22 protein-coding genes are annotated in these 23,013 nt (G+C 67.1%); 11 read left to right on the forward strand and 11 right to left on the reverse strand.

Annotation, left to right across the window (positions count from 1 at the left end; translation table 11 throughout):
• Positions 1–51 precede the first annotated feature (51 nt).
• The 4 genes from rpsG to pgm form a co-directional block, all read right to left on the reverse strand.
• A complete protein-coding gene (rpsG, locus tag B9A95_RS26515; protein WP_084049986.1) occupies positions 52–522 on the reverse strand; it encodes a 30S ribosomal protein S7 in 471 nt (156 codons plus the stop codon).
• Positions 523–676: 154 nt separating this feature from the next.
• A complete protein-coding gene (rpsL, locus tag B9A95_RS26520) occupies positions 677–1,081 on the reverse strand; it encodes a 30S ribosomal protein S12 (protein ID WP_026332367.1) in 405 nt (134 codons plus the stop codon).
• Positions 1,082–1,468: 387 nt separating this feature from the next.
• Positions 1,469–1,915 carry a hypothetical protein gene (locus B9A95_RS26525; protein ID WP_245808502.1) on the reverse strand — a complete coding sequence of 149 codons (447 nt, stop codon included), beginning with the start codon at positions 1,913–1,915 and terminating at the stop codon, positions 1,469–1,471.
• A 5-nt stretch (positions 1,916–1,920) separates the two neighbouring features.
• Complete coding sequence (gene pgm, locus B9A95_RS26530) at positions 1,921–3,564, reverse strand: phosphoglucomutase (alpha-D-glucose-1,6-bisphosphate-dependent) (protein WP_084049988.1); 1,644 nt, start codon at positions 3,562–3,564, stop codon at positions 1,921–1,923.
• A 303-nt stretch (positions 3,565–3,867) separates the two neighbouring features.
• Between pgm and glpX the strand changes: the two genes are divergently transcribed.
• Complete coding sequence (gene glpX, locus B9A95_RS26535) at positions 3,868–4,881, forward strand: class II fructose-bisphosphatase (protein WP_084049989.1); 1,014 nt, start codon at positions 3,868–3,870, stop codon at positions 4,879–4,881.
• A gap of 11 nt (positions 4,882–4,892) precedes the next feature.
• Here glpX and B9A95_RS26540 read toward each other — a convergent pair whose 3' ends face one another.
• From B9A95_RS26540 to B9A95_RS26550, 3 genes are all read right to left on the reverse strand, one after another.
• Positions 4,893–6,164: a sensor histidine kinase gene (locus tag B9A95_RS26540; protein WP_245808503.1), complete on the reverse strand. Its 1,272-nt coding sequence runs from the start codon at positions 6,162–6,164 to the stop codon at positions 4,893–4,895.
• Complete coding sequence (locus tag B9A95_RS26545) at positions 6,161–6,832, reverse strand: response regulator (RefSeq protein WP_084049990.1); 672 nt, start codon at positions 6,830–6,832, stop codon at positions 6,161–6,163. The genes B9A95_RS26540 and B9A95_RS26545 overlap by 4 nt, the downstream gene beginning before the upstream one ends.
• Before the next feature lie 143 nt (positions 6,833–6,975).
• Positions 6,976–7,404: an SHOCT domain-containing protein gene (locus tag B9A95_RS26550; RefSeq protein ID WP_084049991.1), complete on the reverse strand. Its 429-nt coding sequence runs from the start codon at positions 7,402–7,404 to the stop codon at positions 6,976–6,978.
• A 183-nt stretch (positions 7,405–7,587) separates the two neighbouring features.
• Between B9A95_RS26550 and wrbA the strand changes: the two genes are divergently transcribed.
• Positions 7,588–8,202, forward strand: coding sequence for an NAD(P)H:quinone oxidoreductase (gene wrbA, locus B9A95_RS26555; protein WP_084049992.1), 615 nt, complete (start codon positions 7,588–7,590; stop codon positions 8,200–8,202).
• A gap of 63 nt (positions 8,203–8,265) precedes the next feature.
• Here wrbA and B9A95_RS26560 read toward each other — a convergent pair whose 3' ends face one another.
• The gene (locus B9A95_RS26560) at positions 8,266–9,339 is read right to left on the reverse strand and encodes a hypothetical protein (protein WP_245808504.1); all 1,074 of its coding nucleotides are present in this window, start codon (positions 9,337–9,339) and stop codon (positions 8,266–8,268) included.
• Positions 9,340–9,479: 140 nt separating this feature from the next.
• The gene (locus B9A95_RS26565) at positions 9,480–10,247 is read right to left on the reverse strand and encodes a metallophosphoesterase family protein (RefSeq protein ID WP_084049993.1); all 768 of its coding nucleotides are present in this window, start codon (positions 10,245–10,247) and stop codon (positions 9,480–9,482) included.
• A gap of 111 nt (positions 10,248–10,358) precedes the next feature.
• On the opposite strand from B9A95_RS26565, the gene dcd reads away from it, so the two are divergent.
• From dcd to B9A95_RS26590, 6 genes are all read left to right on the forward strand, one after another.
• On the forward strand, positions 10,359–10,922 hold the full coding sequence (gene dcd / locus B9A95_RS26570; protein ID WP_084049994.1) for a dCTP deaminase: 564 nt from the start codon (positions 10,359–10,361) through the stop codon (positions 10,920–10,922).
• A 145-nt stretch (positions 10,923–11,067) separates the two neighbouring features.
• Positions 11,068–11,190 (forward strand): hypothetical protein, encoded by a 123-nt coding sequence (locus B9A95_RS36435; protein WP_281255897.1) that lies wholly within the window; start codon positions 11,068–11,070, stop codon positions 11,188–11,190.
• Positions 11,191–11,209: 19 nt separating this feature from the next.
• On the forward strand, positions 11,210–11,596 hold the full coding sequence (locus tag B9A95_RS26575; protein WP_084050997.1) for a DoxX family protein: 387 nt from the start codon (positions 11,210–11,212) through the stop codon (positions 11,594–11,596).
• Positions 11,597–11,619: 23 nt separating this feature from the next.
• Positions 11,620–12,795: a thiolase family protein gene (locus B9A95_RS26580; protein ID WP_084049995.1), complete on the forward strand. Its 1,176-nt coding sequence runs from the start codon at positions 11,620–11,622 to the stop codon at positions 12,793–12,795.
• Positions 12,773–13,450, forward strand: a complete 678-nt coding sequence (locus tag B9A95_RS26585; protein WP_245808505.1) for an ankyrin repeat domain-containing protein — start codon at positions 12,773–12,775, stop codon at positions 13,448–13,450. Before B9A95_RS26580 ends, B9A95_RS26585 begins: the two co-directional genes overlap by 23 nt.
• Positions 13,451–13,505: 55 nt before the next feature.
• Positions 13,506–14,081 carry a hypothetical protein gene (locus B9A95_RS26590; RefSeq protein WP_084049996.1) on the forward strand — a complete coding sequence of 192 codons (576 nt, stop codon included), beginning with the start codon at positions 13,506–13,508 and terminating at the stop codon, positions 14,079–14,081.
• A 78-nt stretch (positions 14,082–14,159) separates the two neighbouring features.
• On the opposite strand, the gene aceF is transcribed toward B9A95_RS26590, so the two are convergent.
• Together aceF and aceE are read right to left on the reverse strand one after the other, a co-directional pair.
• On the reverse strand, positions 14,160–15,998 hold the full coding sequence (gene aceF, locus B9A95_RS26595) for a dihydrolipoyllysine-residue acetyltransferase (protein WP_084049997.1): 1,839 nt from the start codon (positions 15,996–15,998) through the stop codon (positions 14,160–14,162).
• 111 nt (positions 15,999–16,109) lie between these two features.
• Positions 16,110–18,839, reverse strand: coding sequence for a pyruvate dehydrogenase (acetyl-transferring), homodimeric type (gene aceE, locus B9A95_RS26600; protein WP_084049998.1), 2,730 nt, complete (start codon positions 18,837–18,839; stop codon positions 16,110–16,112).
• 163 nt (positions 18,840–19,002) lie between these two features.
• Between aceE and B9A95_RS26605 the strand changes: the two genes are divergently transcribed.
• The 3 genes from B9A95_RS26605 to uvrB all read left to right on the forward strand — a co-directional run bounded on the left by B9A95_RS26605 (position 19,003) and on the right by uvrB (position 22,995).
• On the forward strand, positions 19,003–19,509 hold the full coding sequence (locus B9A95_RS26605; protein WP_139806993.1) for a hypothetical protein: 507 nt from the start codon (positions 19,003–19,005) through the stop codon (positions 19,507–19,509).
• Positions 19,510–19,518: 9 nt separating this feature from the next.
• Positions 19,519–20,418, forward strand: coding sequence for a LysR family transcriptional regulator (locus B9A95_RS26610; protein WP_084050000.1), 900 nt, complete (start codon positions 19,519–19,521; stop codon positions 20,416–20,418).
• 561 nt (positions 20,419–20,979) lie between these two features.
• Complete coding sequence (uvrB, locus tag B9A95_RS26615; RefSeq protein ID WP_084050001.1) at positions 20,980–22,995, forward strand: excinuclease ABC subunit UvrB; 2,016 nt, start codon at positions 20,980–20,982, stop codon at positions 22,993–22,995.
• Positions 22,996–23,013 lie beyond the last annotated feature (18 nt).

The following is a 23,013-nucleotide window of genomic DNA, read 5'->3' on the forward strand; positions in this document are numbered from 1 at the left end:
ATCCCTTCTCGCTCCGCTCGGTTCTCGGGGCCAGCGCCCCTTCGCCGGGGATTACCAGCGGTAGTGCGCGTAAGCGCGGTTGGCTTCCGCCATACGCTCCACGTCGTCTTTTTTCTTGATGGCTCCGCCACGGCCCTGCGCGGCGTCCATGATTTCGCCCGCCAAGCGCTCGATGGCGGTGCGCTCGGGGCGGCCTTCCACGGCGCTCATCATCCAACGCAGCGTCAGGCTCTGCTGACGGCGGGCGCTGACCTCGACGGGCACCTGGTAGGTGGACCCACCGACGCGGCGGCTGCGGACTTCAACGCGGGGTTTGACGTTGTCAAAGGCCTGCTTGAAAATCTTCAGCGACTCCTGGCCGGTGCGCTCCTGCACGAGCTTCATGGCTCCGTAGAAGATGCGGCTGGCGAGGTTCTTCTTGCCGTCTTCCATGATGCGGTTGATCATCGCGCTCACCAGCACGTCCTGGTAGACCAGGTCCGGCTGGATGGGGCGCACTTCTGCTCTGCGGCGACGTGCCATCTTGACTCCTTAGAAACGAACGCGCGTTTTAGCGTTCGGGATCGATTCGGTACAGCTCAACCTGGTACATGGGCCTCACCCCCTGGGGGCGGACCGCCTGCCGCGCGTGGGCGGGGGGTCCGTAACCTCTCCCCGCCTCAGCGACGCGGAAGGGTTACTTCTTCTTCGCGCCCGCGGCGGCAGCGCCAGCCTTGGGCTTCTTGGTGCCGTACTTGGAACGGCTCTTGTTGCGGTCCTTCACGCCCTGGGTGTCGAGCGAGCCGCGCACGATGTGGTAGCGCACGCCGGGCAGGTCCTTCACACGGCCGCCGCGGATCAGCACGACGCTGTGCTCCTGGAGGTTGTGGCCTTCGCCAGGAATGTAGGCGGTCACTTCAAAGCCGCTGGAAAGGCGCACGCGGGCGATCTTGCGAAGCGCCGAGTTGGGCTTCTTGGGCGTGGTGGTCTTCACAACGGTGCAGACGCCACGGCGGAAGGGGCTGCCCTTGAGGGCCGGAACCTTGCTCTTCTTCTGGAGCGTCGCGCGCCCCTTACGGAGCAGTTGCTGGGTGGTAGGCAGGGTGAATCACTCCTCTTTCGGATGGTTTACGCGGTACCGGAGCGCCGCATGGAGTCCCGCCCACACCAAAGCGTGGATGCGTGGGGAGCGGGTCGGGTTGGCATTTGGGCCTGAGGTGATCAGCGCACTTCGCAACGGCTGTCAGCATCAGCGCGGAAAGTGGCGTGCCGAAAAACCCCCCTGGTGCAACCCTGTACCGGGGCAGTTTTCAACCGAAGTAGCATAGCGCTTCTTGGGGTGGGGGCGCAAGGATAGGGCAGGCCTGCCACTGTTGGGCGGTTTCGCGCCTCGGAGACCCCACCAGCTCCATCTTGAGCGCCGCCCGCCCTCCTGCGGACCCGCAGAGCTGCTTGCAGAGCAGCAGTCCCACAGGAGCACAGGGGGAAATCAGCCCTGCAGCGCTTCCGCCTTTCCGTCTTCCCCCACCCGTATCCGCCCCGCCCCAAAGACTGTGGGCAGGATCAAGCCAAGCAGATAGGAGCGCAGCCGCTCGGGAAACTCTTCGAGCTTCAACGGTTGACGCGGTGCGGCCACCAGGCGGTACACGCCCGGCTCCTCCGGCACGTGGTCATAGACGTAGGCTCCCCGGCGCTGGGGGGGCGTGAGGTGTTCGTCGAAGCCTCCCGCCGGGGCGTTCGGTTCCTCACGCTCGGGACGGGTGTCGATCCACACATGGACGGCCTCGAGCAACTCCTCGGAGGCGAGGGCCGCTTCCGGCACGTGGGGATCGCCCGCCGCCAGAAATTGCGCGACGTGGCCCTGCGTGTCAGCGGCAAACCAATCGAACTCCACATCGGTGATCTCCTCGCGGGTGACGACGGTATGTTCCGGCACCCCACTCACCCCGCGCCCCCGGCCTGGAAGGCGGCGGCCACGACTTCGCGGGCCTCTGCCATCACCTGCGTGAGGTGATCTGCGCCCCTAAAGCTCTCGGCGTAAATCTTGTACACGTCCTCGGTGCCGCTGGGCCGGGCGGCGAACCACGCCTGCGCCGTGGTGACTTTCAGGCCACCGATGCTCTCCCCGTTGCCAGGGGCGCGGGTCAATTTGGCGGTGATGGGATCGCCTGCCAGCGTAGACGCCGCGACCTGCTCGGGGCTGAGATTCGCCAGCACCTTCTTCTGTGCGGCGTTTGCGGGAGCGTCCTGGCGGTCATAGGCCGTCGCGCCATACTTCTCGGTCAGGGCCGCGAAGCGCTGGGAGGGCGTCTGCCCCGTCTTCGCGGTGATCTCGGCGGCGAGGAGGCCGGGAACCAGGCCGTCCTTGTCGGTGCTCCAGGCCCCGCCGTCTCGCCGTAGGAAACTCGCGCCCGCCGACTCCTCGCCGCCAAAGCCCAAAGTTCCAGTCAGCAGACCGTCCACAAAGTATTTGAAGCCCACGGGCACCTCCACCACCCGGCGGCCTACCCCCGCGCCTACGCGGTCAATGAGGGCGCTCGACACCAGCGTCTTGCCCACGCCCGCGTCCGAGCTCCAGCCGGGGCGGTTCTGGAAGAGGTAATCGATCATCACGGCGAGGTAGTGGTTGGGGTTCATCAGGCCGTCCGCTGTGACAATGCCGTGGCGGTCCGCATCGGGATCGTTGCCCACGGCCACGTCGAAGTCGTCCTTGAGGCGCAGCAGGCTCGCCATGGCGTAGGGGCTGGAGCAGTCCATGCGAATCTTGCCGTCCTTGTCCACGCTCATAAAGGCGAAGGCAGGGTCAATACGCCCGTTTACGATGGTGAGGTTCAGGCCATGCGCCGCCCTGATCGCCTCCCATACGGGCAGGCTCGCGCCACCAAGCGGATCGACGCCGAGGCGAACGCCGCTGTGGCGGATGGCGTCCAGGTCCACCACCTGACCGAGCTCAGAGACATACGGGGAGACAAAATCGAAGGGGTTCAGGGCGGCCACCGCGTCGTCGAGAGACACGCGCCTCACCTTCCTCAACCCGTCCGAGAGCAGCGCGTTTGCCCGGTCCTGTACCGCCTTCGTGATATCGGTGTCGGCAGGGCCACCGCTCGGGGGGTTGTACTTGAAGCCGCCGTCCTGGGGGGGGTTGTGGCTGGGGGTGATGACGATGCCGTCCGCCGCGCCACCCTGCCCTGAGCGGTTGTGGTTGAGGACCGCGTGGCTGACAAGGGGCGTGGGGGTGAAAAAGCCCGGTTGCGCCCGCACCTGTACCCCGTTGGCGACGAGCACCTGCAGGGCCGTGATCCACGCGGGTTCGGAGAGGGCGTGCGTATCCAGCCCCATATACAGCGGCCCGGTGATGCCCTGAGCGGCGCGGTGTTCGGCCACGGCCTGCGCGACAGCAAGGATATGGGCCTCGTTGAAGGAGCCGTTCAACGACGTGCCCCGGTGTCCGCTGGTGCCAAAGGCGACGCGCTGGGCAGGGTTGGCCGGATCGGGGCGGGTTTCGTAGTAGTGCGCCACCAGCCGGGGAATGTTGGTGAGGAGGGCTTGTGGAGCGGGCTTCCCGGCGAGTTCGTGGACACTCATGCCTGGCAGTCTAAGGGCGACTTTTGAAACTCCCACAAGGCCAGGCCGTTAAGAAACTCCTTATCTGCTTCCTGTAACGCCCCTCCCCGACACCTCCTTCCCTCCCCTGCTACCCTCGCCTCATGCGCGAGTTTCTGAACGACTGGTGGAGGCTCCTCAAACTCATCGTCGGCTCGCTGGCGATTCCCGTGGTGCTGTGGCTGCTGCTGGTCTGGGCGGGCGTGCTGCGCTGATCCCCAGTGGGGGAACAGGCTGGAACCGCTCCCGGCGCTGCTTTTTGGTGAGTCATGCTAGGGTCCGGGCATGACGGGTCAAGGCCGGGCGGGGTTGAGCAGGGGAACACAGGCGAACAATTTCGAGCATGCCCTCGTGCTGGAGACGGCGCGGGTTACAGAAGGCGCGGCGCTCGCCGCCAGCCGCTGGGTGGGCATGGGCGACAAGAATGCGGTGGACGGCGCGGGCACCGAGGCGATGCGCGAACTGCTCAACTCCCTGGACATCCGCGGCCGGGTGGTGATCGGCGAGGGCGAGATGGACGAGGCCCCCATGCTCTACATCGGTGAAGAACTCGGACGCGGGCAGTACGAGGTGGATATCGCCGTGGACCCGGTGGAAGGCACCTCCGTGACCGCCAAGGGCCTGCCCAACGGCCTCGCGGTGATCGCCCTCTCGGAGCGCGGCGGGCTGATGCACGCGCCCGACTGCTACATGGACAAACTGGTGGTTCCGCCTCCCGCTGCCGGACGGGTGCATCTGGAGTGGCCGGTGGAGGCCAACCTCGCCGCCCTCGCCCAGAGCCTGGACCGCGAGGTGCGGGACCTGCTCGTGACCATCCTGGACCGCGAGCGTCACGCGGAGCTGATTCGCCGGGTGCGGGAGGCAGGCGCGCGGGTCAAGTTGATCGGCGACGGCGACGTGGTGGCGAGCCTTGCGGTGGGGGTGCGTGGCACGGGCGTTCACGCGCTGATGGGCTCGGGTGGCGCGCCGGAAGGGGTGCTGTCGGCGGCGGCGATGAAGTGCCTCGGAGCAGAGATTCAGGGCCGATTTATCGCCGAGGACGACGACATGCGCGCGCGCTTCGCCCTGATGGGCGTGGACGAGCACAAGGTCTACAAAACGGACGAACTCGCCTCTGGTGGGCAGATCGTGTTCAGCGCAACGGGCATTACCTACGGCGAACTGCTCAACGGTGTGCGGCGCTTTGGCGGCGGGGCACGGACGCACACGCTGGTCATGGGTTACGCCAGCCGGGTGGTGCGCTTTATCGATACGGTGCATCTGGAAAACGACAAGGCGCGGGTCGTCATTCGGGTGTGAGGAGCAAGCCGTCAGGGTTTAGCGGTCAGGGCGGAAGGAAAACGTAGGGTGAATTCCGCGCCTCCCTCCGGGTGGTTGCGGGCCGTGAGCTGTCCGCCCTGGGCCTCCGCGAGTGCGCGGGCGATGGCGAGGCCAAGGCCACTGCTGGCGCGCCCCTGCGGATCGCGGGTGCGGCTGGCGTCCGCGCGGTAGAAGCGCTCGAACGCGCGCGCAAGGTCATCGGGGCCAAAGCCGGGGCCGTGGTCGCGGACGCTGAGGCAGGCTGCGTCCTCCTCCGTCCAGGCCCGAAGTTCCACCGTTCCGGGGGCCGCGTAGCGTAACGCATTGTCCAGCAGGTTCTGGAGTGCCTGCCGCAGCCGGTCCGGGTCCGCGTGAAGGGAGACGACCGGCTGGGGAGCCAGCACGCTCAGCGTCACCCCCACGTCGGCGGCGCGCAAGGCATACGCCTCCGCCAGCGTCTCCAGCACCGCAGCGGCCTCCAGCCACTCCAACCGCAGGCCCAGTGCCCCGCCCTCCGCCAGCGAGAGGGTCCGCAGGTCTGTGACGAGGCGGGCGAGCAGCAGCACCTCGCCGTGCAGCCGCCCCAGGGCTGCGTCGCTGACGGGCTGCACGCCGTCCTGCATGGCTTCGATCTCCGAGCGCATAACGGACAGAGGTGTGCGGAGATCGTGGGCAATGTCGGCCACCAGCCCGCGCCGCCACGCCTCCTGCCGGGCGAGGCTGGTGGTGAGGTCGTTGAAGGTCAGGGTCAGTTCGCGCAACTCGTCGTGATATCGGGGCACCGGAAGCTGCACCGAACGGTCCCCTGCCTGCAGCTGCCGCGCGCCCTCCGCCAGCCGCACGAGGGGCCGGGTGAGCTGCCGGGTAACGGCCGCCGCCACAAACGCCGCCAACAGCGCGCTGAGCAGCGCCGACTGAACCGCGCTCCGCATAATCGTGTGCCCGGCGTCCGCTGCTGCGCGCTCCCAGGCCACGTCTTGCCCGGGAATGGTCCAGGGAGCTGCCCGGGTCTGCCGGCTCGCCCCGCTGTTCCCACCCGCCGCCACCCCGGGCCAGACCTGTGCCAGAACGCGAAACGTCGTTCCGACCGTCAGGAAGGTGGTGAGCATGACGGCCAGGATGGCCACCAGCGCAAACATCCGCGTCAGGCGGGCGCGCAGGCCCCGGCGACGGCGGTGCGCCCGGGAGCGGAATTTGCGGTGACGGGAGTTGTGGGGAAGGAGGGCGCCCTGCCACTGCGCCCGCAGGCGCTCCCGCGGTTCCCGGCCCCGAAACCCGCTCACGTGACCTTCAAGCGGTAGCCCACGCCGCGCACCGTATCCAGCAGGCCCTCACCCGCGCCAAACTTGCGCCGCAGGTTCTTGACGTGGGCGTCCACCGTACGCTCGTCGGTGCCGCGCTCCAGGCCGCCAAGGGCCGCGAGCAGTTCCGCACGGGTGCGGACGGCGCCGGGTTCTCGGGCCAGCAGGGCGAGCAGCCGAACCTCGGCGGCGGTGAGGTCCAGCGCCTGGCCGTCCAGCTGCACCTGATAGCTCGCGGCGTCCACCCGGAGGGGCCCGGCGTGCAGCACACTGGGCGGCGAGATTTGGCCCCCAGCCCGGCGCAGCACCGCCTTCACGCGCGCCACCACCTCGCGCGGACTGTAGGGCTTGACCACGTAGTCGTCCGCGCCAATGCCGAGGCCCACCAGCCGGTCCACCTCCTCGTCGCGGGCGGTCAGCATGATGATGGGCAGGTCCGACTCGGCGCGTACCCGGCGCGCCACCTCCAGGCCGTCGAGTTCAGGCAGCATCAGGTCCAGCAGCATCAGGGCGGGGCGCGCCGCCCGCCACAGTTGCAGGGCGCGGGTACCGGTGGCGGCACGCTCGGTCTGAAAACCTTCCCGGCGCAGGTAGTCTTCCAGAATCTGTGCGAGCCGCGCCTCGTCCTCGACGATCAGGATGGTGGTCATAGGGAAATGGTCATGGCGTGGGGGCATTCTTTCAGACCGGGAGGGTCAACGGGCTTTTTGACCCTCCCGGTCTGAAAGGACTGGCGCAGCGCTGCGGGAGCGAGGGCCTGGGTCAAGATGGGGGAAGGGGGCTTTCCCAGCGCTCAGCGCTTCAGGCCGTCACCGTCAGCCGCCGCACCACCGGACCGGGGGGTCTCCTGCTCCTCGCCACTGAGGGTCCGGCGCAACGCCTCGTACTCGCCGGCGTTGATCTCGCCCCGGGCGTAGCGCTCACGGGCGATGTCCAGCGCGCCGTCTCCAAAAAAGCGCTCGCGGCTTCGGCGGAAGGTGTCGCGCACGTCTTCGCCGACCTTGCCCGAAGGGCCGTGCCCCGCCAGTTCGCGGCGATTCACGAAATGCTGACCCATCCTGCGGCGGAAGAAGACCACCGCGCCGATGACCAGCAGCAACGGGAAGAAGCCGGGGCCGTCATGCCCGTGAAAACCCGGGCCGTGGCCCTGCGGCAGGGCATACGGGGTATAGGTCTGGGGAACGATCTGGGCGGGGGTGGAATTGTTGATGATGACGTCCATAATTCTCCTCTCTGATGCGCGGGGAAACCCTCGTCTTCCCGCGTGCCCAGAAGGTAAGCCGGGGACCGTGAAGGGCGCAGGGAGACGCCATGAACTGGTTGTGAACGCCGCCCACCGAGAAGCAGAGAAGTTCGGAACTCTTTAACGTTGAATTGTCTGACGGAAAGGCTTACCCTCGGCGGCATGACGAATCCAACGCCAGTACGGCTGACCATCGTGTACTACTCGACCTACGGCACGAACCATCAGATGGCCGAGGTGGCGGCCGAGGCGGCGCGGGAAGCCGGGGCAGAGGTCCGCATCGTGAAGGCGCGCGAGACGGCCCCGCAGGAAGTGGTGAACTCGCAAGACGCCTGGAAGGCCCAGCAGGAGCGCAGCGCCCACGTGCCCGAGGCCACGCCCGCCGATCTGGAGAACGCCGACGCCATCCTGTTCAGTTCGCCCACCCGTTTTGGTGGCGCGGCGAGCCAGATTCGGGCCTATATCGATACGCTGGGCGGCCTGTGGGCCACGGGCGCGCTGGCGAACAAGGGTTTTTCCGCGATGACGAGCGCGCAAAATCCCAATGGTGGGCAGGAAACCACGCTCCAGACGCTCTACATCACCGCGATGCACTGGGGCAGCATCATCGTGACGCCGGGCTACACCAATCCCGCCATCTTCGCCTCAGGCGGCAACCCCTACGGCGCGAGCGTGACGGCCAACGGTCAGCCGCTCAGCGAGGAAGACAAGGCCACCATCCGCCACCAGGCCCGCCGACTGGTAGAGGTCTCGGCCAGGCTCAAGCAGAGCGTCTGACGCTCTGAAGCTTCAACGGTCTGACTGCTGGAGACGCGCGCTCTGGCGGTCAGACCCTCTGCCTTACTGCGGATACAACTCGCGGAAGTAAGGTCCCCTTGGATCAGCGTAGGTGCGCAGCCTGGCAAAGGGCAGGGTCACCGTCTCGGCACAGGCGAAGACGACGTGGGGCAGGCCATTCGGGGTCACTGCGAGTCCTGCAGGGGTGAGGTGGGCCGTGAACTCGGGGGACATCTCAGCCAGCACTTGGCGGCATTCCCCGTCGGTGGTGACGGTGCGGCCCACATAGGCCTGCTTCAGCCGGGCGGGCGTGAGCCCCGGCCAGAGGGTCTCCACCTGGACGGACCGCCCCGTCGTCCTGTCCAGAATCACCCCCTGGTCAAAGGCGTCCGGGTGCGCGCCGCCGCAGAAGTACGCCACGTTCTCGAACACGCTGAGCAGCCGTGCGCCCTGGAAAGTGACTTGGGCCTTCAGCGTGTAGCCCTCGTCCCGCAGGTCTCCCAGCCGGGCGCGGCAGTCGAGCGCGTCGGCAGCGTGCTTGAGGTGCCGGTCTTGCAGGGCGGCGTTGAGCGCCGCACTTCCGCCCGGGATGCGGGGATAGGTTACGCCGCTGAAGGGCTCCACCACATTCTTCCCGCCCGCCACCGTCTGCCAGGGCCGGTTGAGCTTGAGGAAGGCGAGCGGTGTTGAAGCCCGCATCTTCCGCAACCCTGGCGAATCGGGCAACTTCAGAAGCAACCGCGTCACGTCCAGCAGCGCGAGGTGGACGGGCAGGGTCCGTTTGCCGTCAGAGCTGATCCACTGCCCTTCCAGTCCCGTTCCGTTGGCTTTCAAGTTCAGGCAACCCGTCACCCGGGTCCCGTTCGCCGGGCCGCCCCACACCTCTTCCTGCGCCAGCAGGGCGTCACCGCGATGCTTCAACGTGAGGGGAAGGTCTGTGCCCTTGCGCTCGTAGAAGTACGCGCCCACCAGTTGCCCGTCTTCTTTGCGAAGCTCAAGGGCGACTGGCTGGCCGCCCAGCGTGCCCCGGTACACGCCCGGTCCGGCCCAGGCGGGCGGCGCTCCCGTGCCCGTACACCCAGCTGCCGAAGCCACTCCAGACAAAGCCAACGTCACCACACCCGCCAGAAGACGCATGTGGGCAGCGTACCGCACCCCGGAGCTTGGCCCATGCGCTCCGGGCTCCCCGGCCTGGCCCAGGGGCCCACTGCCGATCAGGCGCAGGCCGCTGCCCCAGATCCGGGCGTGGAGGCGTCTGCCGGATTCGCCGAAGCAGCTCAGGAAGGAGGAATAAGCGTCTCGCCCCGGCCTTCCAGGGTGGCCGAGCGCAGCAGGTGCGCCTCGAACGCCCCGTAAGGGCTGTACGTCTCGGACCAGCGCACAGCGGCCTCGATGTCGTATGGCACGGCGCGAAAGGCCACGCTCCATCCGTCTGGCCGACGGGTCAGCAGCGTCCAGCGGGCGCGGGGATCACCGTCGGCCTGATCGCTGATGGACCCGGCGTTGACCACCAGCGTGTCACCTATCCGGGTGGCTCCGGCGCGGTGCGTGTGGCCGCACAACACCACCTCGGCTTCAAGCGGTTCCAACAGCGCCCTCAATTCACGGGGATCGCGCGAACGGTAAAAGCCCTGACCCTCACCCTCGGGTTGCCAGACCCACAGCAGGCTGTCCCAGGCGCTCTCCGGGGTGCCGTGGCAGGCCAGCAGCGCACCGTCCAGCGCCCGGGCCGTCAGGGGCAGGGTGGCGAGGCGCGCGAGGTCGGGTGGGTCCAACTGCCTCTCCAGCCAGGTCCCGAATTCTCGCGACAGGGGCGAGCGCCGTCCGCCCGGCCACAGCTTTTCCTCGTTGTTGCCGCGCACTTCCAGCGCTCCGGTCTGCGCGAGCTCACGTTGCGCGGTGGCGGCGCGGGCCGGGTCTGCCGTGCCCTCGATCTGGTCGCCCAGATTGACGAGCAGATCGGGCGCGGCGGCCCGGACCTCGCGCAGCACTGCCTCCAGCGCGAACGCATTGCCATGAACATCGCTGATGACGGCCACCCTCATGCCCGCAGGCTAACGCTCTGGGCCCCTCATGGGCAGTCGGCTCCGGCTTCATCGTCACTGGGGGAATGTCCCGAGAGCGTCTGACCTCCGCTGCCCGCTACCATGCGGACCATGAGCATTCTGCCCGACTGGCGTATCCGCGAACTGGCCCTCGCGGGCATGATCACCCCCTTCGAGGACCGCCTCGTCCGCACCGCCGAGAACGGCCACGTCATCTCCTACGGCCTGAGTTCCTTCGGCTACGACCTGCGCTGCGCCGACGAGTGGAAGGTGTTTACCAACGCGCACGGCAATACGATCGTGGACCCTAAAGCCTTTGACAACCGCGCCTTTATTGATATCCAGGCTCCGGAAATCATCATTCCGCCCAATTCCTTTGTGCTGGCCCGCAGCGTAGAATACATGCGAATTCCCAACAACGTCATGGTGGTGGCTTTGGGGAAAAGTACCTACGCAAGAGTCGGCATCGTCGCGAATGTCACGCCCCTAGAGCCTGGCTGGGAAGGCCACGTTACCCTGGAGTTTTCCAACACCACTCCACTTCCCGCCAAGATGTACGCGAATGAGGGCTGCGTGCAGCTGCTCTTCTTTGAAGGTGAGCGTCCCGAAGTCACGTACGGGGACCGCCAGGGCAAGTACCAGGGCCAGACGGGCGTGACCCTGCCACGGCTGTGATCGAGCGCTGCCCACGCGCATCACAACACCTGCCGGTGCGTCACCGCTCTGGGGGAGCCGCATCAGGAGAGCGGCTCTCCCGCTCGCCCTGGTCTACGTTGCCCGCCTATGCGTTGCGCCGCAGGGGCGTGAAGTCAGGATGGGAGTGACCCTGCTGAATGAAGCCCTGACCCACGCCCGTTCTCGGGGCTGGCAGCGGGAAGCGGCGCGTCGAGATGCACGGCACGGGCATCCTTGCGCGCACCCCCACGTCGCGCCGCTCGCCTGAAGCCTGCCAGGAGCACCCCATGCCTCGAGAAGAACTCCCCCGTCCCACGCCCGGCGTCCTGCGCCTTGCGGCCCTGTTTGTCGGCGCGGGCGCGCTGCACTTCCTAAAGCCGCAGGGCTTTGACCGCATCGTTCCGCCTGGCCTGCCCCTGCCCGCGCGGACGGCCACCCTGCTCAGCGGCGCAGCGGAGATCGCCGGGGGGCTGGGCCTCCTTCATCCTGCCACGCGGCCTGCCGCCCGACTCGGTCTGCTCGCCCTGCTCGTGGCCGTGTTTCCGGCGAACGTGTATATGGCGCAGGAGACTCAGCAGTTTCAGCCTCTTCCGGCCTGGGTGCTGTGGGCGCGATTGCCCCTGCAACCGCTGCTGATGTGGGCGGTCTGGCGGACGGGGCGAACGGGAAAGTAACGTCTCACCGCTAGAATGTGTCTATGCAACCTCTGGTCATCACGGCGGCGCGGCGCACACCCATCGGCGGCTTTCTGGGGTCTCTGGAAGGCGTTTCAGCGGTGGATCTGGGGATCACGGCGGCAAGGGCTGTGCTGGAAGGCGTTCCCGGAGACGACATTGCCGATGTGATCGTGGGCAACGTCCTTCAGGCCGGACAGGGCATGAACGTGGCGCGGCAAATCGCGCTGGGAGCAGGCCTCCCCCATCACGTTCCCGGTCAGACGGTCAACCGCGTGTGCGGCTCGGGACTGCAATCGGTTATCAGCGCCGTGCAGGGCCTGCGCTCGGGCGACGGTCAGCTGTACCTCGCGGGCGGCACCGAGAGCATGAGCCGCGCACCTTACCTGCTGCCCCGGGTCCGCCAAGGCCTGCGGCTCGGGCACGGGCAGGCGCCCGATTCCATCCTGTCCGAAGGCCTGACGGACGCGTTCCACGACGTGCATATGGGCATCACGGCGGAGAACATCGCTGAGGCGTGGAATCTGTCGCGCGAGGAGCAGGACGCCTTCGCCGCCGAGAGCCAGCGCCGGGCGGCAGCGGCCATCGAGTTCGGCGCGTTCGTGGACGAGGTGGTGCCGGTGGAGGTGCCTGGCAAGAAGGGGCCCACCCTCTTTGAGCGCGACGAACATGTGCGCCCCGGCACGACGACGGACGCGCTCGCCAAACTCAAGCCCGCCTTCAAGAAGGACGGCACCGTGACGGCGGGCAACGCCTCGGGCCTGAACGACGGCGCGGCGATGCTGACCGTGGCGACGGAGGAATACGCGCGGGCGAATGGTCTCCCCGTGTTGGCTGAACTCATCGGCTACGCGGCCACCGGAGTGGACCCGAAGGTTATGGGCATCGGTCCAGCGAAGGCGGTGCCCCTGGCGCTGGAGCGTGCGGGCATGGTGGTGGGCGACGTGGACCTCTTTGAGCTGAACGAGGCGTTTGCGGCCCAGAGCCTCGCCGTGGTGCGGGACCTTGGCGTGGACCCGGCGCAGGTCAACGTGACGGGCGGCGCGATTGCCCTGGGCCACCCCATCGGTGCGTCGGGGGCACGGGTACTCGTGACGCTGATTCACGCCCTGCGGCGCGGCGGCAAGGAGACAGGCGTGGCAAGCCTGTGCATCGGCGGCGGTATGGGCATTGCAGTTGTCATTCGGGCACGCGGCTGAAACGGTGGACGCCAGTGAACTTTTCCAGGCCATCCATGCCAACCAGTCGGAGGAGGTGCGGCGGCTGGTGACGGAGAACCCGGCGCTGCTCACCGCCACCAGCCCCACGGGCCTCTCGCCCGCGCTGTTCGCCACGTATTACGGACGGCTGGACGTGCTGCGCGTGTTGCTGGCGGCGGGCGCACCCCTGAGCGTGTTCGAGGCGGCGGCCACCGGGCAACTCGCGGCCTTGCGGGAACATTTGGACGCAGCGCCAGGCCTCGTGAACACCTTCAGCCCGGACGGCTTCTCGCCTCTGGGATTGGCGGCCTTCTTTGGGCAGGAGTCGGTGGCGGAAGAGCTGCTCGCGCGCGGGGCAGACGTGAATCAGGCGAGCGAGAACGCGATGCGCGTTCAGCCCCTGCATTCGGCGGCAGCCGGCAACCACACGGCCATCGCGCTGCGGTTGTTGAACGCGGGCGCGGAGGTCAACGCGGCGCAGCATGGCGGTTTCACGCCGCTGATGAGCGCCGCCCAGAACGGCAATGCAGCGTTGGTAGAGGCGCTACTTGCGGCGGGAGCAGACCCGACAGCCCGCACCGAGGATGGACGCGGCGCCGCTTGCCTCGCAAAAGAGGAAGGCCACCTCGCCGTTCTGACGAGGCTGAGGGCCTAAGCCCGCCTGAAGAAAGCCGGAATGCGCCGCACACGCCCACACGAGAGACTGGGGCATGAACAGTGACCCCAGTGACCGTGACGGACGGCCCGACCACGCTCCGGCGGACGGTACGCAGATCAACGAGATCAGCGGTACGCCCGACTACAAGACCGGCTACCAGATGCCGGACCGCAAGGATCACCACGAGGAGCACTACACGAGCACTCCACCCGAGGACCGCGTAGCCGGCGCCGACGAGGGCAAGTACCAGGCGCCCCACGTACCGGATCCCAAGGAAGTGACGGGGCAGTTTGATCACCTCGCCACCCGGGACCCGGCGCGAATGGAGCAGGTGCTGCAGAGCACGCCTGAGTTTGCAGGCGCGCAGACGGTGGACGGCCTGGGCATGTCCGCAGACACGCCGATGGACCTGGTGGCGCCCATGGCCCCGGGCATGGGCGTCATGGGCAGCATGGCAACTGCTCAGGAACGTCGCCAGGCCGCCCTTGACCCCAACCCCGGCTACACGCCGCCCAGCCAAAAGAGCGTGCCCCACGTCGGCGAACAGCCCGGTGACCTGCCCCCCGGCGCACCCAGTGAACTGAAGGCCGAGGTGGACGACAGCGAGGACGCGCGGCGGAGCCTGTAGCAGGCGCAGAAGTGCGGGAACAAAAGACCCCCTCCCGAACCTGGGGAGGGGGTCTTGCCTGGAGCTGAAGGCGGAGCGCTACAGGCTGATCAGAAACGGATCTTCCAGCGACTCGCAGATAAACCGCACGAAGCGCGCCGCGTCGGCCCCGTCGATAAGGCGGTGGTCGTACGTCAGCGACAGGGGCAGCATGTTGCGGGGCTCGAACGCCCCCGTCTCCCTGTTCCACACGGGCTCAATCCCGCCGCGCGATACCCCCAGGATGGCGACTTCCGGGGCATTCACAATGGGCGTGAAAGCGTGGCCACCGATACCGCCGAGGTTGGAGATGGTGAACGTCGCGCCCTGCATTTCGTCAGGCTTGAGCTTGCGCTCGCGGGCCTTTCCGGCGAGTTCGTTGAGCTCGAGCACCATGTCGGTGATGCTCTTGCGGTCGGCGTCCTTCAGCACAGGCACCAGGAGGCCCTGGGGCGTGTCCACCGCCACGCCGAGGTTCACGTAGTCCTTGTAGACCACCTGCTGCGCGCCGAGGTCCAGCGACGCGCCGAACTTCGGGAACTTGCGCAGGGCGTTCGCCACCACCTTCATCAGGATGTGGGTCATGGTGAGCTTGCCGCCCGCCTTCTCCACCCGCGCCGCAAACGCCTTGCGGGTTTCTTCCATCCGGGTCACGTCCGCCTTGTCAAAGTGGGTGACCATGGGGATGGTGGTCCACGAGGCTGTCATGGAGCGCACCGTCGCCTTGCGGATGCCGCTCATGTCCTCTCGGCGCACGCTGCCCCACTTCTCGAAGTTCGGCAGGGAGGCGGCAGCAACGGGCGCGGAGGCAGCGGCCGGAGCCTGAGCGCTGACCACCGGCTGCTGGCCGCTGGCCGCTGGGTGCACCGTGGGCGTCCCCGCCGTCCGCCGCACGTCTTCCTCGCTGATGCGCCCGGCGATGCCCGTGCCACGAACGGTATGAATGTCCACGTGCATCTCCCGCGCGAGGCGGCGGACGCTGGGGGCGGCGGGGATGACGGGACGGCCATCGTAGGTCTTGGTGTCGTAAGGCCGCTGGGCCCCGGGCGCCTGGGTGGGTGCGGTGGGCGTATCGCCCGCTGCAGTCTGGGGACGGAGGCTGTCCACGCCCTGGTCGGCGGCTGCCCCCTGCGCCGGTGCCGCCGAGGTCTGGACCACAGATGCGGGCGCTGAAGCGGGCGCGGAAACGGCTGGTGTGGAGGGAAGCTGCCCAGCGCCCAGCGTCAGCAACACGCCGCCCACCTTCACCGTGTCGCCTTCCTTGACGTTCACGGTTTGAACAGTGCCCGCCGCCGCCGCAGGAACCTCCACCACCGCCTTGTCCGTCTCGATCTCAACGATCGGCTGGCCCTCGGAGATGGTGTCGCCCGGCTTGACGAGCACGGTAACGACGGTCCCCTGCTCGATGTTGTCGCCCACATCGGGCAAGGTGACCTCGGTGCCGCTGCTGCTCGCCGGAGCGCTGATTGCCGCCTGCTGCCCGCTGGCCGCTCCCCCCGCCTGCTCCTTCTGCGACTCCTGCTGGGCCTGTGCGACACGGTTGGCCGTTGCCGCGTCACTGGACACCGCAGGCGCGTCCGGCTCTGCTGAGGGCATATCGGGCGGGGGCGTGCCCCCATCTCCCATCTGACTGCCCGCGTTCGGCGTCGGGGCTGCGCCCGCACCACCGCCCAGCGTCAGAATCACGCCCCCAACGGCTACGGTGTCGCCTACGTTCACGCTCACCGCTTCCACGGTTCCGGCAGCGGTGGCGGGCACCTCCACCACGGCCTTGTCGGTCTCGATCTCGATGATGGGCTGGCCTTCAGCAATCGTGTCACCGGGTTTGACGAGCACGGTGACGACGGTGCCCTGCTCGATGTTGTCGCCCACGTCGGGGAGTTTGAGTTCAGTTGCCATGTTGGGACTCCTTGGAAGTGATGCAGAGGGCGAATGGCAGAGAGCAGAAGGCGAGGCGTTCAAGCTGGGGCAGATGGCCCCTTGCTCTCGGCGCTCAGCCCTCTGCGTGCGTCAGCGCAAGACGGGTGCCACGCGCTCCGGGTCGATCCCCAGTTCCGCAATGGCCCTTGCCACCACGTCGCCCTTGACCTTGCCGTCACGCTGGAGGGCATACAGGGTGGCGAGGGTCACGTACCGCGCGTCCACCTCGAAGAAGTCGCGCAGTTCCTCGCGGGCTTCACTGCGGCCGAAGCCGTCGGTCCCCAGCGTCCACAACTTGCGTTCCAGGTGCCCGTTCAGGCCGTCCGCGCCGAGCTTCACGTAGTCGCTTACCGAGATCAGCACGCCGGGAGCATTCTCCTTGCTCAGCTGCTGCGCCACGTAGGGCACGCGCGGCTCCTCGGTGGGGTGCAGCATGTTGTGGCGCTGCACGGCGAGGGCGTCCTGGTGCAGCTCCTTGTAGCTCGTCACGGACCAGATGTCTGCCGCTACACCGTAGGTTTCGAGCATCCCCACGGCTTCTTGCGCCGCGCCCATGGCCGGTCCACTGGCGAGAATCTGGGCTTTCAGCTTGGCTTTGGTGTTTTCGCTTCGCTGGAAACGGTACATGCCCTTCAGGATGCCGTCGTGAATCTCCTGGTGGGTGCGTCCGTCATTCGGCATGGCGGGCTGCACTTCGTTCTCATTGTCGAGGGTGACGTAGTAGAACTCGTCCATACCGTCCACGTACATGCGCTGAATGCCCGCTTCCACGATCACCGCAAGTTCGTAGGCGAAAGCCGGGTCGTACACCTTGAGGTTGGGCACCACATACGCCTGGAGGAGGCTGTTGCCGTCCTGGTGCTGGAGTCCCTCCCCCGCCAGGGTGGTGCGGCCCGCCGTTGCGCCAAAGAGGAAACCGCGGGCGCGCTGGTCCGCCGCCGCCCAAACGAGGTCCCCGATGCGCTGCATCCCGAACATGGAGTAGAAGACGTAGAAGGGAATGGTGGGCACGCCGTGGTTGGCGTAGGAGGTGGCGGCGGCGATCCACGAGGCCATCGCCCCGTCTTCCGTGATGCCTTCTTCCAGCATCTGGCCGTCTTTGGCTTCCTTGTAGGCCATCAGGGAGCCGAAGTCCACCGGCTGGTAGGTCTGCCCACGGGGCGAGTAGATACCGATGCGCGGCACAAGCGCGTCCATGCCGAAGGTGCGGGCCTCGTCGGGCACGATGGGCACGATCAGCTTGCCGATTTCCTTGTCGCGCAACAGCTTGCTCATGATCTGCACGGCGGCCATGGTGGTGCTGACGGTGCGGCCCTTGCTGCCCGCCGCGAATTCCTCGTAGAACTCGCCGGTCGGCACGGTGGGGTGCGGGTAATTCACCTGTCGCTCGGGCACGAAGCCGCCCAGCTCCGCGCGGCGTTCCAGCATGTATTTGATTTCGGCACTGTCGGGGCCGGGGTTGTAAAAGTCGAGACGCTCCACCTGCTCGTCGGTCAGGGGCAGTTCCAGCAGGTCCCGCAGGTTCTTCAGGGCATCGAATTCCAACTTCTTGACCTGGTGGGCCACATTGCGCGCCTGCGCCGTCTCGCCCAGACCGTAACCCTTAACTGTGCGGGCGATGATGACGGTCGGGCTGCCCTCGTGCTTTACGGCCGAGGCATAGGCGGCGTAGATCTTGTGGATATCGTGCCCACCCCGGTTGAGCAGTTCGAGGTCCGCGTCCGTCCAGCCTTCGATCAGGGCGCGCAGCTCGGGCGTGTTGAAGAACTTCTCGCGCAATTCCTTACCGCCGAAGGCCGCGTAGCGCTGGGACTCACCGTCCACCAGCGCCTCGAAGCGCTTGACGATGGTGCCGTTGTAGTCCTTCCTCAGCAGCTCGTCCCACTTGGAGTCCCACACCACCTTGATGACGTTCCAACCCGCGCCCCGGAACAGGGCCTCGAACTCCTGAATGACCTTGGAGTTGGCGCGCACCGGGCCGTCGAGGCGCTGGAGATTGGCGTTGAGCACGAACACGATGTTGTCGAGGTTCTCGTAGGCGGCAAAACGCAACGCACCGATGCTCTGCGGCTCGTCCATCTCGCCGTCACCCAGGAAAGCCCAGACCTTGGCGTTGCCCTTGGGCTTTAGGCCACGGTTTTCCAGATACTTGATGTAGCGCGCCTGATAGATCGCCTGAATGGGACCCAGACCCATACTGACCGTGGGGAACTCCCAGTAGCTGGGCATCAGCCAGGGGTGTGGATAGGACGAGAGGCCCGGGCCATCCTTGCTCAGCTCGCGGCGAAAGCGGTTCAGATCGCCCTCGCCGAAGCGGCCTTCGAGGAACGAGCGGGCATACACCCCGGGGCTGGCGTGCCCCTGGAAGAAGATGAGGTCCCGGTCCGGCCCCGCGCCGTGGCCCCGGAAGAAGTGGTTGAAACCGACTTCGAGCAGCTCGGCGCTACTGGCGTAGGTGGAGAGGTGTCCGCCAATGCCGTCGCTCTTCTTGTTGGCCTTGACCACCATCGCCACGGCGTTCCAGCGAATCGCGTTGCGGATCTTGCGCTCCAGCTCCAGATTGCCCGGGTACTCGGGCTGCTGGTCGGCGTCGATGGTGTTGATATAGGGTGTGTTCTGCTTGAACTGGATGGGCGCGCCGTGAAAGTAGGCGTAGTGGTCGAGGTCCTCGAGCAGTTGCGCGGCGCGGTCGTCGCCCGCATTGGCGAAGACGTAGGCGAGCGAGTCGAGCCACTCCTGCGTCTCAACGGTGTTGAGCTTCTCGCGCTCATGAGGGGGCAGGCCCGAACGCGGGGGCAGCTTCGGCGGCACTTTGGTCATGCGCTCAGTCTAAGCCCGGGCATTCACCGCTTCCAACAGGAGATCGTCAGGGAATTGACCACTTGGGGACGTGAATACTCCTCCTGAAACCGGTTGGCCTGCCCCAGGAGTCATCACGGGAAATGGTGACCCTGCGCCGCTGTGCTCGCTCCCGAGGCCCCGCGTGATGGTGACCGAGGGACCGATCCTGCGGTACCGCTTCACGGTCGGGGCACCGTTCCTCCACCACGGCAGCCGGTACGGCCACGTGGGCGCCTTTCCCTGCAAGGGGTGCGGCGCAAAAGTGAACCTGCTCGGCGACTGCGACCCGCCGGTGCGGTACTTCGCCGCGGCCACCGGCCGGGCCGCGCAGGAGACGCTCCGGTACGAGGAGCTGTACCGCATCAACGCGCCGGATTCCCGGTGGGCAGAACGCTGGACCGGTCTGAACCTGCTCTCTTCCGACGGCGATAAGGCGCTGGGCCCCGAAAACATCGTGGCGCGGCTGGCGGAGGTGCGGCGGCGGGCATTGCCTGCCTGGTCCGCCTCCTACACGCTGGCGTTTGCGACCTGGGTGCCCGAATCCCTCCGCGAATGGCTGGATCTGCGGGCCGCCCCGAAGGGCTCGCCGCAGGATCAGCCCCCTGGACCAGACGGTACGGGAAGAACAGCGGCGGCCATCACCCGTTAGGCTCAGGGCATGGAACTCCGCCACCTCCGCCATTTCGTCGCGCTCGCCGAGGAAGAACACTTCGGGCGGGCCGCCGAGCGCGTGTTCGTGGTGCAGCAGGCCCTATCAAACTCCATTAAGAACCTGGAGGACGAGGTGGGCGTACCGCTGGTGCTGCGCACCACGCGGCGCGTTCAGCTGACCCCCGCCGGGCAGGAATTTCTGATCGGCGCGCGCGCCACCCTCGCGCAGGCCGCACAGACGGTGGAGCGCACCCGGCGGGCCGCGCGGGGCGAGATCGGGCGGCTGACGGTGGGCTTCGTCAGCGGCCTGGCCTTCGGTGGCCTGCCGGAGATCGTGCGCTCGTTCCGGGAGCTGTACCCCAACGTCTCCGTGGACCTGCACGAACTGACGGCCCAGGAGCAGGAATCGGCGCTGCGTGGCGGGCAGATTGATGTGGGTCTGCTGCTGCTGCCGGTGCGCGATCCGGGGCTGGAATCACGGCCACTGTGGCGGCAACCCCTGGTGGCGGCGCTGCCCGCCGGTCATCCTCTCGGACGCAAGCGCAGATTACGGATAGGAGACCTGCAAGACGAGCGCTTCGTCTTCTTCCCCCGGCACCTGCGGGCCACCTACTTCGATCAGGTGATGCGCTGGTGCGCCTCCGCGGGTTACACGCCCAACGTCGTTCAGGAGGCCATCGAGATTCCCACGCTGCTGTCGCTGGTGGCGGCGGGACTGGGCGTGTTTCTGCCCATCCAGTTTTTCGAGCGCCTGTCGCTGCCCGGCGTGGTCTACCGTCCGGTGGAGGACGCCCCTCTGGTGGACATCGTGGCGGCGTGGCGGCGCGAGGAAGAAGGCGGGGGGCCGATTGTGCGGGCCTTTTTGGGCGCGGCGCGGGAGGCGTTGGGGGGAGAGGTGGCGGAGTGAGGAAGCTCTGCGCCACCCAGCGTGTATTGCCCTGGCCCTGGCCTTCTCCTCCTGCCCATCATGCAGCGCGTTGCGTTCTGGCCACCGGCAGCCCTGGCGCGGGGAAAAGCACCCTGGTGGCCAGCGTGGTCGCCAGGACCGGCCTGCCGCTGGTGCATTTGGACGGGCTTGGCAGTCTGGTTCGGTGGGGGTGGAGCGCGAGGTGTGGCTGCGGCGTTTGCAGGAGGCGCTGGACGGCGAGCGGAGGATTCTGAACGGGAACTTCTCCCGCGCCCACAACGCAACCGGTGCCTCTGGCGGGTCATTCCCCGTGAACTCTGCGGGCAACATCCGCATCTGGGAAAGAGCCGTCCGGGGTGGCCCGGATGGGACCTCCCGCGCTATACGCGGCGCTGTCCACGAAGGGCGGATTGAGGCGTCTGGCGTCCTCAGCGCCTTTGCAGGCCTACGCGCCACCCAGATGCGGAGCGACGGCGGAGGTCAGGGCCTTGCTCAAGACCCTCGCCTGACCCCCGCCATCCGGCCTACACTCTCCTTACGTTGTCGGCGTAAACTGAAGGGATGCTACGGGTCAAGTCCGATTTCACGCCGTCCGGAGACCAGCCGACCGCCATTCGCAGTCTCGTGGACGGGCTGGACTCGGGACTGAGGTTCCAGACGCTCCTGGGGGCAACGGGCACCGGCAAGACCTACTCCATGGCCAAAGTCATCGAGGAAACCGGCCGCCCCGCCCTCATCATGGCCCCCAACAAGATCCTCACCGCCCAGCTCGCCTCGGAGTTCCGCGAGTTCTTTCCCGATTCGGCGGTCGAGTTCTTCATCTCGTACTACGACTACTACCAGCCCGAAGCGTATGTGCCCGGCAAGGACCTCTTTATCGAGAAGGACGCGGCAATCAACCAGGAGATCGAGCGGCTCCGCCACTCCACCACCCGCAACCTGCTCACGAGGCGCGACACCATCGTGGTGGCGTCGGTGTCGTGCATCTACGGCCTGGGGGACCCCGCCGAGTACCGGGCGCTGAACCTGATCCTGAAGGTGGGCGAGAAGGTCAGCCGCGACGAGATTCTGGGGCGGCTGGTGACGATGCAGTACGAGCGCAACGATATTGAGCTGGCTGCGGGGCGCTTCCGGGCCAAGGGCGAGCTGATTGAGGTCTGGCCCTCCTACGACGAGCAGCCCATCCGCATCGAGCTGTGGGGCGACGATGTGGACCGCATCAGCGTGGTGCATCCGCTGACCGGTGACCGCCTGGCCGAACTCGACGCCACGGTGGTCTATCCCGCCAAGCACTACGTCTCCAGCGCCGGCAACATCGAGCGGGCCACCGTGACCATCCAAGAAGAGCTCGACCAGCGCCTGGAATACTTCAAGTCGGTGGGCAAGCTGCTGGAAGCCCAGCGCATCAAGGAACGCACCCTCTACGATCTGGAGATGCTCAAGGTGCTGGGCTACTGCTCGGGCATCGAAAATTACTCGCGGCACATTGACGGGCGTGCGCCGGGGGCCATGCCGTACACCATGCTGGACTACTTCCCCGACGACTTCATCACCTTTATCGACGAGTCCCACGTGACCGTGCCGCAGATCGGCGGGATGGCGAACGGCGACCGCGCCCGCAAGCAGACGCTGGTGGACTACGGCTTCCGCCTGCCCAGCGCGATGGACAACCGCCCGCTCAACTTCCAGGAGTTTTTGGAGAAGACCGGGCAGACGGTGTTCGTCTCCGCCACCCCCGGTCCCTACGAGCGCGAGGTCAGCGACTCGGTGGCCGATCAGATCATCCGCCCGACCGGACTGGTGGACCCGCCCGTCTCCATCCGCCCGATTCAGGGCCAGGTGGAAGACCTGCTGGGACGCATCCGCGAGCGGGCGGCAAAGGGCGAGCGCGTGCTGGTGACCACACTGACCAAACGCATGTCCGAAGACCTGACGGAGTACCTGCTGGAAAAGGGCGTGCGGGCGCGCTACATGCACTCCGACATCGACTCGGTGGAGCGTCAGGTCATCATCCGGGACCTGCGGCTGGGGCACTACGACGTGCTGATCGGCATCAACTTGCTGCGCGAGGGCCTGGACCTGCCGGAAGTGTCGCTCGTGGCGATTCTAGATGCGGACAAGCCGGGCTTCCTGCGCTCGGAGCGGGCGCTTATTCAGACCATCGGGCGCGCGGCCCGCAACGTGAACGGCGAGGTGGTGCTGTACGGCGACACGGTCACGCCCGCCATGCACTCGGCGATGGAGGAAACGGCCCGCCGCCGCGAGAAGCAGATCGCCTACAACCTGGCGCACGGCATCACGCCCACCACCATTGTCAAGGGCGTGCGGAACGTGATTCGCGGTGAGGAGGTCCCCGAGGAGATTAGCTCCGAGAACCTCGGGGACGACCGCGATTCGCTGACCATGCAGCTCACCGACCTCGAACTGGAGATGTGGCAGGCGTCGGAAGACCTCGACTTCGAGCGGGCAGCGAACCTGCGGGACCAGATCCGCGCCATCGAGGCCAAGCTGCAGGGCAAGGAGTTCAAGCAGGCGACGGTTCCGGGGCAGAAGGTGCGGAAGAAGGGAAGGCGATAAGGAGGCGAAGGGGCCGGG

This window comes from Deinococcus hopiensis KR-140 (genome assembly GCF_900176165.1).
GTDB classification, from domain to species: domain Bacteria; phylum Deinococcota; class Deinococci; order Deinococcales; family Deinococcaceae; genus Deinococcus; species Deinococcus hopiensis.

What these genes read in the sequence shown, in the direction of transcription:
- rpsG (WP_084049986.1), bottom strand. Translation starts at nt 522, where the DNA reads ATGGCACGTCGCCGCAGAGCAGAAGTGCGCCCCATCCAGCCGGACCTG.
- pgm (WP_084049988.1), bottom strand. Translation starts at nt 3,564, where the DNA reads ATGAGTGTCCACGAACTCGCCGGGAAGCCCGCTCCACAAGCCCTCCTC.
- glpX (WP_084049989.1), top strand. Translation starts at nt 3,868, where the DNA reads ATGACGGGTCAAGGCCGGGCGGGGTTGAGCAGGGGAACACAGGCGAAC.
- B9A95_RS26545 (WP_084049990.1), bottom strand. Translation starts at nt 6,832, where the DNA reads ATGACCACCATCCTGATCGTCGAGGACGAGGCGCGGCTCGCACAGATT.
- B9A95_RS26550 (WP_084049991.1), bottom strand. Translation starts at nt 7,404, where the DNA reads ATGGACGTCATCATCAACAATTCCACCCCCGCCCAGATCGTTCCCCAG.
- wrbA (WP_084049992.1), top strand. Translation starts at nt 7,588, where the DNA reads ATGACGAATCCAACGCCAGTACGGCTGACCATCGTGTACTACTCGACC.
- B9A95_RS26560 (WP_245808504.1), bottom strand. Translation starts at nt 9,339, where the DNA reads ATGCGTCTTCTGGCGGGTGTGGTGACGTTGGCTTTGTCTGGAGTGGCT.
- B9A95_RS26565 (WP_084049993.1), bottom strand. Translation starts at nt 10,247, where the DNA reads ATGAGGGTGGCCGTCATCAGCGATGTTCATGGCAATGCGTTCGCGCTG.
- dcd (WP_084049994.1), top strand. Translation starts at nt 10,359, where the DNA reads ATGAGCATTCTGCCCGACTGGCGTATCCGCGAACTGGCCCTCGCGGGC.
- B9A95_RS26575 (WP_084050997.1), top strand. Translation starts at nt 11,210, where the DNA reads ATGCCTCGAGAAGAACTCCCCCGTCCCACGCCCGGCGTCCTGCGCCTT.
- B9A95_RS26580 (WP_084049995.1), top strand. Translation starts at nt 11,620, where the DNA reads ATGCAACCTCTGGTCATCACGGCGGCGCGGCGCACACCCATCGGCGGC.
- B9A95_RS26590 (WP_084049996.1), top strand. Translation starts at nt 13,506, where the DNA reads ATGAACAGTGACCCCAGTGACCGTGACGGACGGCCCGACCACGCTCCG.
- aceF (WP_084049997.1), bottom strand. Translation starts at nt 15,998, where the DNA reads ATGGCAACTGAACTCAAACTCCCCGACGTGGGCGACAACATCGAGCAG.
- aceE (WP_084049998.1), bottom strand. Translation starts at nt 18,839, where the DNA reads ATGACCAAAGTGCCGCCGAAGCTGCCCCCGCGTTCGGGCCTGCCCCCT.
- B9A95_RS26610 (WP_084050000.1), top strand. Translation starts at nt 19,519, where the DNA reads ATGGAACTCCGCCACCTCCGCCATTTCGTCGCGCTCGCCGAGGAAGAA.
- uvrB (WP_084050001.1), top strand. Translation starts at nt 20,980, where the DNA reads ATGCTACGGGTCAAGTCCGATTTCACGCCGTCCGGAGACCAGCCGACC.